General features: G+C 61.7%; 4 protein-coding genes and 2 pseudogenes. 3 read left to right on the top strand and 3 right to left on the bottom strand.

The features are described from left to right. The first annotated feature begins 227 nt into the window (after positions 1-227). Complete coding sequence (locus ACWTU9_RS32720) at positions 228-3704, top strand: Ulp1 family isopeptidase (protein WP_455861934.1); 3477 nt, start codon at positions 228-230, stop codon at positions 3702-3704. A 209-nt stretch (positions 3705-3913) separates the two neighbouring features. Here the strand turns inward: ACWTU9_RS32720 and ACWTU9_RS32715 are convergent. Further along, a pseudogene (locus tag ACWTU9_RS32715) lies at positions 3914-4287 on the bottom strand (IS110 family transposase); the annotation flags it as partial. A 151-nt stretch (positions 4288-4438) separates the two neighbouring features. On the opposite strand from ACWTU9_RS32715, the gene ACWTU9_RS32710 reads away from it, so the two are divergent. Further along, entirely contained in the window at positions 4439-4654 is a 216-nt protein-coding gene (locus ACWTU9_RS32710) for a hypothetical protein (RefSeq protein WP_455861933.1), read from the top strand. 15 nt (positions 4655-4669) lie between these two features. Here ACWTU9_RS32710 and ACWTU9_RS32705 read toward each other — a convergent pair. Both ACWTU9_RS32705 and glmS read right to left on the bottom strand, forming a co-directional pair. After that, positions 4670-5135, bottom strand: a pseudogene (locus ACWTU9_RS32705) (IS110 family transposase); the annotation flags it as partial. Positions 5136-5375: 240 nt separating this feature from the next. Continuing rightward, positions 5376-7202, bottom strand: coding sequence for a glutamine--fructose-6-phosphate transaminase (isomerizing) (gene glmS / locus ACWTU9_RS32700; protein WP_455861932.1), 1827 nt, complete (start codon positions 7200-7202; stop codon positions 5376-5378). Positions 7203-9010: 1808 nt separating this feature from the next. On the opposite strand from glmS, the gene ACWTU9_RS32695 reads away from it, so the two are divergent. Next, the gene (locus tag ACWTU9_RS32695; RefSeq protein ID WP_455861931.1) at positions 9011-9607 is read left to right on the top strand and encodes a hypothetical protein; all 597 of its coding nucleotides are present in this window, start codon (positions 9011-9013) and stop codon (positions 9605-9607) included. Positions 9608-9682 lie beyond the last annotated feature (75 nt).

The following is a 9682-nucleotide window of genomic DNA, read 5'->3' as shown; positions in this document are numbered from 1 at the left end:
CTGCTGGGTCTTGTGCCGCCGACGGGGGAGCGCCGGAAGACTACAGGCAGGCCATCGACATCATAGTCGAACATTTACCGCCTCCGCTGTGGGCGGTGGCGCGAGCTCGGCTTCAAAATGCCTATTCCGGATTGGCACGGCAAATGGTCGAGCGTTTCCAGCGAGACGGTCTTCTAGCGACCGGCCTCACGCCACCGCCCCCCGACCCGATGGACATGGATAGCACGATGGAATTGGCGCAGGACCACCTTGCGGTGTCGGATATGGACGTGAACGGCGGGACGGATCCGCAAGCCCACGAGCATCTTTCCGCCTTTGCGGAGCCTGCGCCTCTTTCCCCGCCGGCCGCGCCTTGTGAAGCTGTTGCCGGACCAGAGAGCGCTCCTGAGAGTCCTGCCGGACATGAGCCGTTGGTTCCGGGACTGCCGGAAGAGCAGCCAGCGGTCCAGAACGAGGCTATGGGGCGCGATCGGGAGCCCGAAAAACGCAAGAACCAGGCCAGCGAGCGTGAGGAAGTCGACAGGGCGGCTCAACGCCCGCGATTGGATGTCCCGCCGCAGCATCCAGTCCTTGGCGAAAAGGAATGGCTGGGCGATGAGCATATCGCGGCGGATTACGCTCTCCTGCGCGAGGAGTTGCAGAGGGACAATCCCGATATGGCCGCCCAGACCCGGTTCGTGCAGCCCGCGCAGGCCCATCTGCTGCGCTGGGCCACGGACGAGTACGAAACAGAGCAAACTTTCTCCGGGATCGTCCTTGATGACCAGGGGAGCGATACAGCTGATTTCCTGTTCCTGCCCGTGAACAATGCTACAGCTGGCGGCGGCGGCGCCCATTGGTCACTGCTGTTTATGGATCGGCGCCGGCGGCAAGCGCCGGTCGCCTATCACTATGACTCGGCCGGGTTGTCCAACAGCGCCAATGCAGAAGACCTCGCAACACGATTGGGCGCCAGCCTGCAGCCAGTGCGCATGGCCCAGCAGCAGAACGGCCACGATTGCGGCGTCCTTGCGCTCGAGGCCACGCGGGCCTTGATTGGACAATTGGCGCAAGAACGGCTGCCAAGGCAAATGCCACGGCACCTCGACAACCTCGTCGGCGATCGACGGGCTCTCCAAGACCGACTCGGGGTGCCGCAGACAATCGCCATGGACGAGAGTCGCCCGGAGACGGCGTCAAGCTCGAGACCGACAAGCCGTCGCAAGCTCGATGAAAAAGTCGCAGAGCTTGGGGACGGAGCGATGGCGACGAGGTTTGAACTGTCACGCGCGGAGTGCGAAGCCATTGGTAAGCACAAAGGTGGATCGCTTGCCCTGAAGGCCTTTGTGGACAACGCGCAGGCGCTGGCGACGCTGGAGCTCAGCGGCCAGAAGCTCAGCAAGGATGATGTCCTCAGGATCCTCGGCAATGATGGCGCGGCACAAGCGGTGAAGTCGCTGCTGGATAACTCGCGCGCGTTGGCGGAGCTGGAGCTCGGCGGCCAGAAGCTCAGCAAGGACGATGTCGTCAAGATCCTGAGGAACAGGGGTGGGACGCAGGCGCTGAACACGCTGGTGGGAGAACGCGGAAAAGACCTGGCGGCGCTGGAGCTCAGCGGCCAGAAGCTCAGCAAGGACGATGTCCTCAAGATCCTGGGCAATGAAGGTGCGGCACAGGCGGTGAAGGCGCTGCTGGATAACTCGCGCGCGTTGGCGGAGCTGGAGCTCGGCGGCCAAAGGCTCAGCAAGGACGATGTCTTCAAGATCATAGCGAACAAGGGTGGGGCGCAGGCGGTGAAGGCGCTGCTGGACAACGCGCAGGCGCTGGCGACGCTGGAGCTCAGCGGCCAGAAGCTCGGCAAGGACGATGTCCTCAGGATCCTCGGCAATGATGGCGCGGCACAAGCGGTGAAGGCGCTGCTGAACAATACGCAGGCGCTGGCGGAGCTGGAGATCGGCGGCCAGAAGCTCAGCAAGGACGATGTCTTCAAGATCATAGCGAACAAGGGTGGGGCGCAGGCGGTGAAGGCGCTGCTGGACAACGCGCACGCGCTGGCAGAGCTGGAGATCAGCGGCCAGAAGCTCAACAAGGACGATGTCGTTAAGATCCTGGGCCGCGTCGGCGGGGCCCAGGCAGTGAAGGCGCTGTTGGAGAACGCAAAGGCGCTGGCGACGCTGGAGATCAGCGGCCAGAAGCTCAGCAAGGACAATGTCCTCAGGATCCTCGGCAATGATGGCGCGGCACAGGCGGTGAAGGCGCTGCTGAACAATACGCAGGCGCTGGCAGAGCTGGAGCTCAGCGGCAAGAAGCTCAACAAGGACGATGTCCTCAAGATAATGGGGCGGCCCGGCGGGGCGCAGGCGTTGACGGCGCTGCTGGCAAGGGCAGCGGCGCCGGGGTTCAACGATCAGAATCTCAGCAAGGACGATATTCTCAAAATTCTGAGGAACACGGGTGGGGCGCAAGCGGTGAAGGCGCTGTCGGAGAACGCAAAGGCGCTGGCGGAGCTGGAGTTCAGCGGCCAGAAGCTCAGCAAGGACGATGTCCTCAGGATCCTGGGCCAAGAGGGTGGGGCGCAGGCCGTGAAGGCGCTGCTCGACAACGCAAAGGCGCTGGCGGATCTGGAGTTCAGCGGCCAGAAGCTCAGCAAGGATCATATCGTCAAGATCCTGGGCCATGCCGGCGCGGCGCAGACGGTGACGGCGCTGCTGGACAACGCAAAGGCGCTGGCGGATCTGGAGTTCAGCGGCCAGAAGCTCAGCAATGACGATGTCTTCAAGACCATAGCGAACAAGGGTGGGGCGCAGGCGGTCAAAGCGCTGCTGGAGAACGCGGCGGCGCTGGGGACGCTAAAGTTCAACGGCCAAAAGCTCAGCAAGGACGATATTCTCAAGATGCTGGCCTACAGCAGCCCGGTCCAGACAGTGAAAGCGCTGCTGGACAACGCGCAGGAGCTGGCGGAGCTCGAGTTCAGCGGCCAAAAGCTCAGCAAGGACGATATCGTCAAGGTTCTGCGGGCCGGCGGCGCGGCGCAGGCCGTGAAGGCGCTGCTGGACAACGCGCGGGCGCTGGCCGAGCTGGAGCTCAGCGGCCAGAAGCTCAACAAGGACGACATCCTTACGATCCTGGCCAATAATGGTGCGGCGCAGGCGGTGAAGGCGCTGCTGAAAAACGCGCAGGAGCTAGCGGAGCTCGAGTTCAGCGGCGAGAAGCTCAGCAAGGACGACATCCTCACGATCCTGGCCAATAATGGTGCGGCGCAGGCGGTGAAGGCGCTGCTCGACAACGCGCGCGCGCTGGCGACGCTGGAGCTCAGCGGCGAGAAGCTCAGCAAGGACGATATCATCACGATTCTGGCCAACAGTGGTGCGGCGCAGGCGGTGAAGGCGCTGCTGAAAAACGCGCAGGAGCTAGCGGAGCTCGAGTTCAGCGGCGAGAATCTCAGCAAGGACGATATTCTCAAGATCCTGGGGAATAAGGGCGCAGCGCAGGCGGTGAAGGCGCTGATGGGAGAAAGCGCAAAGGCGCTGGCGGCGCTGGAGTTCAGCGGCCAGAAGCTCAGCAAGGACGACATCGTATATATTCTGGGCCAGCGCGGCGCGGCCCAGGCGGTGAAGGCGCTGCTGGCAAAAGCGGATGAACTGAAGACTATGCCTAAATGGAAGGTTTTGGCCGCTATGAGTACAGCAAATAGCAGTGCTACTGCAATTCGAAATCTTAAATGATGCTATCGAAACGAAAATTCTTCAGTAATAGCGGTGCGCATTGTATAGTTACCAACGACAACGCAGTGTGATCCGCCAGCGCTGCCGTCAACGAACCCAGAAGCATCGCACGAAGTGATGCGGTGCGGTGGTGCAGGAGGTGCTCGAGGCCGAGATGGGACAGGCGCTGGGTGTGCTTCGACGAGCCAACGCACGCCGGAGCGGCTGGGCTGCTGGCCCTTGGGATCGTTCTTGTCCCAACTGTTGTGCAAGGCCTCACGGGTTCGAGCGAGCGCCAGCGAAGACACCAGCCGCACATCGAAGCCGGCCTCGGCTAGGCGCCATGCGATGGGTCGGTATAATTCCCTGTCGCCTCGAAGCCGCAGACCACCGGTTGGCCATAGGCTTGCAGAGCCTCGATCAGGCGGTCATGTTCGGAACGATTGTTGAGGACCTGCAGCCGGCGGCGGCGTTTTTGGTTCGGCGCTTCGATCAGAACCTCATTGCGTGCCTTGGCGATATCGATCGCTACCGGCACCGCATCGGGGGGGTAGAATTTGGAGTGGTCATGGTCGGTCTCTCCGGAATGGGTTGTGACGTTCACATTTTAGAGAAACTCTGACTGGCCATGGTCGCCTCAAGCGGTGCGCGCCTGCAGCGAAGCTGCGCGCACCGCTGTCTCGGCGGCTCCCTCCCATCCATTCCGTAGGTGCTACGGCATCCAGTTCACCACGCCCGGCGCCGGCGGTTCGGCCGTGCCGCTGATCAGGGAGGCCATCGCAAACGGCGAACGCTTTTGGGCTCGTGCCTTCGAATATACCTGCGCCACAAACGACATCGAGCACCGGACCAGCAAGACCAGGCACCCATGGACCACTGATGTGATCGACAAGAGCTTTCGATGGATTTGCGATATTCTCCCGCTGCGCATGGGTGATCGCGTGGCGAAGAGCGGGATCAGAGGTGAGTGACCCGCCGCGCAGCCTTTATCGTCGCACCTCATTTGCGGCATCCGTGCGCGCCTTCTTCGGACCTCGCGGGTTCCAGCCGGCAACGAAGCGGGCATAGGCGCCCTCGGCTTGCTCAACCCAGCGCCGCTCTTCATCTCGATGGCTTCTGATGTTGTAGGCGTGCGCGGCTCCCTTTTGGCCGCGCGCAGCCTTGCTGCCAGCCTTGAGTTCCATGTCGCGCAACTTCTTGGCATCCAGGGATGGCCGCGCCCAGGCGTAGCTCTCGCCCTTCGTCAACAGATGCCAGATTATGACAGCGAGTTTGCGTGCGGTTGCCACGACCGCGACATGCTGGCCGCGCCGCGCCCGCACACGCAGGAAGAAGGCACGGAGCGGCCTTGGTGCGCGTTGCTGCCGCCCAAGCTGCTTCAACGAGCATGCCGCGGGCATGTCCGCGACCCTGCTTGGTGATCCGTCCGTGGTAGGCGGGGCCTGGCCCTGACGGCGGCGATCTCAGGCCGCTGCGCAGCTTTTTGACGACCAGCGTCGCCAGGGGGTCGCCTTCGACGTCTTCCGAAATGATGAGCAGCGGCTTCGAGGTCTGCACGACGGCCTCGAGGACCGGCAGCATGGCCTGCAGGTCTTCCAGATCGGTGACCATCGGAGGATATTTCAGATCGCAACGTGGCGGCCGTCACAGCCGACATGCAGCCACGACTTCGTCCCGTTTCCGGCCTGATGATCATTCGACAGTGACCGATTTTGCCAGATTGCGCGGCTGGTCAACGTCCGTCCCCATGAAGACGGCCGTGTGATAGGCAAGGAGTTGAACCGGCAAGGAGAAGATCATCGGTGCAATGATCTCGTCGACCTTGGGAAGCACGATCGTGTGCATCGTGTCGAGTTTGGATACAGCCGCACCTCTTTCGTCCGTAATCAGGATGATGCGGCCGCCGCGTGCCGCCACTTCCTGCATATTGGAAACGGTCTTTTCGAAGAAGCGATCGTGGGGCGCGATGACTATGACGCGCATGTTTTCGTCGATCAGCGCGATCGGGCCGTGCTTCAGCTCGCCCGCAGCATAGCCCTCCGCGTGGATATAGGAAATCTCCTTGAGCTTCAGTGCGCCTTCCATAGCCAGCGGGAAGCTGGTGCCGCGGCCGAGAAAGAGCACGTCTCGGCATTTCGACAGCTCCCGGGACAGAAGTTCGATCATCGGCTGGAGGCTGTTCAGCACCTGGCCCATGATGCAGGGCATCTCGGCCAAGCTCTTGACGAGCGCCTGCTCCTCATCGTCGCTGACGGTGCCGCGCGCCTTGCCGGCACTGATCGCAAGCGCGGCGAGAACGGCAAGCTGGCAGGTGAAAACCTTCGTGGAAGCAACAGCGATCTCCGGGCCGGCCAGGATCGGAAAGACTGCATCGGATTCCCGGGCAATCGTCGACTCGCGGGTATTGACTACGGCGCCGATCTTCAGGCCATGCTCCTTGCAATAGCGGAGCGATGCCAGCGTGTCGGCGGTCTCGCCCGATTGCGAGATGAAGAGTGCTGCCGACTGCGGCGACAGTGGGATCTCGCGGTAGCGGAACTCCGACGCGACGTCGATTTCCACCGGCAGGCGCGCATAGCGTTCGAACCAGTATTTGCCGATCAGGCCCGCCAGATAGGCCGTGCCGCAGGCGGAGATGGCAAGGCTCGGCACCTTGGCGAAATCGATCGCGCTGGAAACGGGCGCGACGCGATTGTCAATTAAGTTGACGTAGTGGCTGAGAGCCTGGGCTACGACAGCCGGCTGCTCGTAGATCTCCTTCTCCATGAAATGGCGATGATTGCCCTTGTCGACCATATAGGCCCTCGCCATCGAGACCTGGCGCGGGCGGGTGACGACATTGCCATCCATGTCGAAGATATGGACGCCCCACTTGCCGATCACCGCCCAATCGCCGTCGATCAGATAGGTGACTTCGTTGGTGAAAGGGGCCAGGGCGATGGCATCAGAGCCGAGGAACATTTCGCCATTCCCATGGCCGATCGCCAGAGGCGGACCGTTGCGGGCCGCCATGATAGTCGACGGATCATCTTCGAAGAGAATAGCGACAGCATAGGAACCCCTCAGCCGCTTCAGCATCGCGTACATCGCCTCGCGCGGTTCCATTCCATCCCGGCGAAGTATCGCCAGGAGATGCGCGACGACCTCCGTGTCGGTCTCGGTCTGGAACTCGACGCCGGCAGCGGCCAGTTCGTCCTTCAACTCAGCAAAATTTTCGATGATGCCATTATGCGCCACTGCGATGCCGTCGGTGAAATGTGGGTGGGCATTGCGTTCCGTTGGCGCGCCATGCGTCGCCCAGCGCGTATGGCCGATCCCGATAGTGCCGGTAAGAGGCTGTTCGTTCAGCCTTGCCTCGAGATTGACAAGCTTGCCCTCGGCGCGCCGCCGACGGAGCGCTCCGCCGTCGATGGTCGCGACACCCGCCGAATCGTAGCCCCGATACTCAAGACGTTTCAACGCATCGACCAACCGTTCCGCGACAGGCTGCTGCCCGACGATGCCCACAATCCCGCACATACTCTCTTCGCACTCCTTTCCACGCCGATCGCGGCGTTAGCAAATTCCACACCTGAGCTGGCCACATCAGAAGCGCGCAGATCACATCAAACAGGCGATGATTTCTTCGGTGCGCACCAGCTGCTTTCATCGATCGAGTAGATCAGTGATGTCTAATGCTACTCAACAGATTGCTGAAGTTGATTCTTTGGATCAGACCCATTCGCGCCATGGATGCCAGGACAACGGATCTCTCTCTCCCCGGTTGGCGTCCCGGGCCGAATCGCGCTGTCGGTCCAGGATGACCTTGCCGCCCAGGAGCGCGGTTGCTTCACAGCTGCCTTGGCCTTCATACCCTTCCCCCCGTTGCGTGGTCGATCTGGGTTCGCAGGAGCTGCTGCATCTTCAGGAGCGCTGCGGCTTCGCTTTACTGCTCGCCGGCAACACTCATCGATTAGCGGCATGTAACGGCAGCACAGTTCTGGAGGAGGTAGCAAAGCGCGCGAAGGGAGGTGTTCTCACCGTAGATAACAATCGCCTTCATAGGCCGAGGCGTGATATCCAGGCTATGGATCAGATAGAAAGCTGTATCGGCATGCTTTTCAAGATTGGGCAGCCGACGCGGGAGGATTGCGTGAGGATCGGCACCGAACACAACGTTGAGGGAGCCGACGAACGGCGTTGGCAGCATTCGTTTTCCCCGGATCGAGACCACGCTTCGTGTCATGTTGTGCGGCAGCGATGCGCTCAAGCTATTGCACGAACGCGGAAACGACCTCCGAAGATCGGCCTAATTCCGGACAGCGACAGATAATTCTGAACGGCACAATGGTGTGATGTCGGAAATATTTAACGTTTTACGGGGTTTACCAATCCGGAATTTTGGGTCTCTGGTGGGTGGCCTGCGATTGAAAACAGGAGAGTTTTCTTACTCGCGCAGGAAATGCCGCCAACCTCGTCGTCTAGGCCGTGGCCACATCTTCCGCCGCATCTCGCCCTTGCTCAGACAATTTTAGTTGGCTCTTCCTCCGCTATGACGAACGCCCGCGTCAAGGCCAGCTCAATCCGGCTTCCCGACGAACGGTTACGCGGCACAGTCCCGGCTGTCCTTAGAACCCATCCGCTTGTCGATCTCTGCTTTAAAAAAGGCTGCGGGAGCTTCCGCGTCGCGCCTCGGTAGCAAGCGGAGCCATGCTGAGCTCGCCAAGCGGCCGGTCAGCGTGGGGATTCTTGAAGGCTGTACTCGGAGCAGAATGCCACAACACGTTTCAAAGGCGGGCGGCGCCCCTGGTCGGCCATTCCGTCAGCTCACCGTCAGGTAAGACGAATATAGGCGGCCAATCGGCGCGTAGTCGAATCCCTGAGGGCCGGCGGCAATGTCGCCTCACATCGGAGTTGAACTGTGAGAATTGACGACCGTGGAAAGTTGCCCATTTCTGAATCTGATGCCAGCGAGACTGAGAGCGTTGGCGGCTCTCGCGCTCGAGCTCCCAACGCCGGCGAACAGGAACAATTGGTCGATTCGGCCTTAGATCGGATGCGCTCTGACTCTCAGGGTTCCGGCGCTTCATCTTCCGCTATTGCCCCCCTCGCCAGCGGGGGCCCGCCGGTTCGGATCGCCGGTCCTCGCGGTGGCGCACATCGGCTCCTTGGCGCTGCGCTGCAGGGCGCCCTTGGTGGGAATCACCGTCGCTTCCGCCCTGTGGCGGGAACTAGCTCATCGCCTTCCGATGAAAATCGCTGGCCGGACGCGTCTGAAAGCTCGCGAACCAGCGCGCACCTGGAGGTGGAACCCGAGCCCGGCCGCAGTGGCCGGCCGGGAAGGTGGCGTGATCACGATGGTTCTGAGCAATTCGTCCAAGGCTCCGGCTCGCAGCGACCTTTTGGAGGTCATGGCGGCGGACAAAATCGCGACGAGGGCTCACGTTCGGACGGCGTTTCCTGGCGCGCCGGTCGAACAACCGGGGGCGTGGAAAGGGGCGCGCTCCCGCCCGACAGGTTGTCCGCATCCGAGCCGAGCACAAGAGCAGGATGGCGCGCTGGCGATATGCCTGCTCCAGCAACTCAGGAAGCAAGGCCGTCGCGTTCTGATGCCGAACGCTGGCGCGCCGATCCAACGCACGAAGGCATGCAAGCAGGCACGATCCGGCCGCGTGGGCAAACCGTGCTCGACTTGCGTGGCGCAGCAGGAAGACCTCATATCGGCGATGCATCCACACAACAGTCTCATAGACCGTACAGCGGTGCAGCAAATCAACCAACCGGCCTGTCGCGTTCTCAGGGCGAGCGACGGCAAGCCCACCAAGCTGCCGAAAATCCGCAAACAGACGTACCTCCGCCACGTGGCCAATTGGTCTCCAGTCCAGGTGAGCGATTGGGAAGGGTGCGTGTTGAAAATTCAGCCCCACAGTACCTCCAAGGTGTAGTCCCGGAACGCGAAGGAGGCCCGCACCGCATCTCCGACGCAATGTCGGACCAGCAGAAGACGCGCGAAGCGACGC

Source organism: Mesorhizobium sp. 128a, assembly GCF_053848025.1.
The sequence above is the reverse complement of the archived record's forward strand: the minus strand, read 5'-3'. Positions and strand labels throughout refer to the sequence as shown.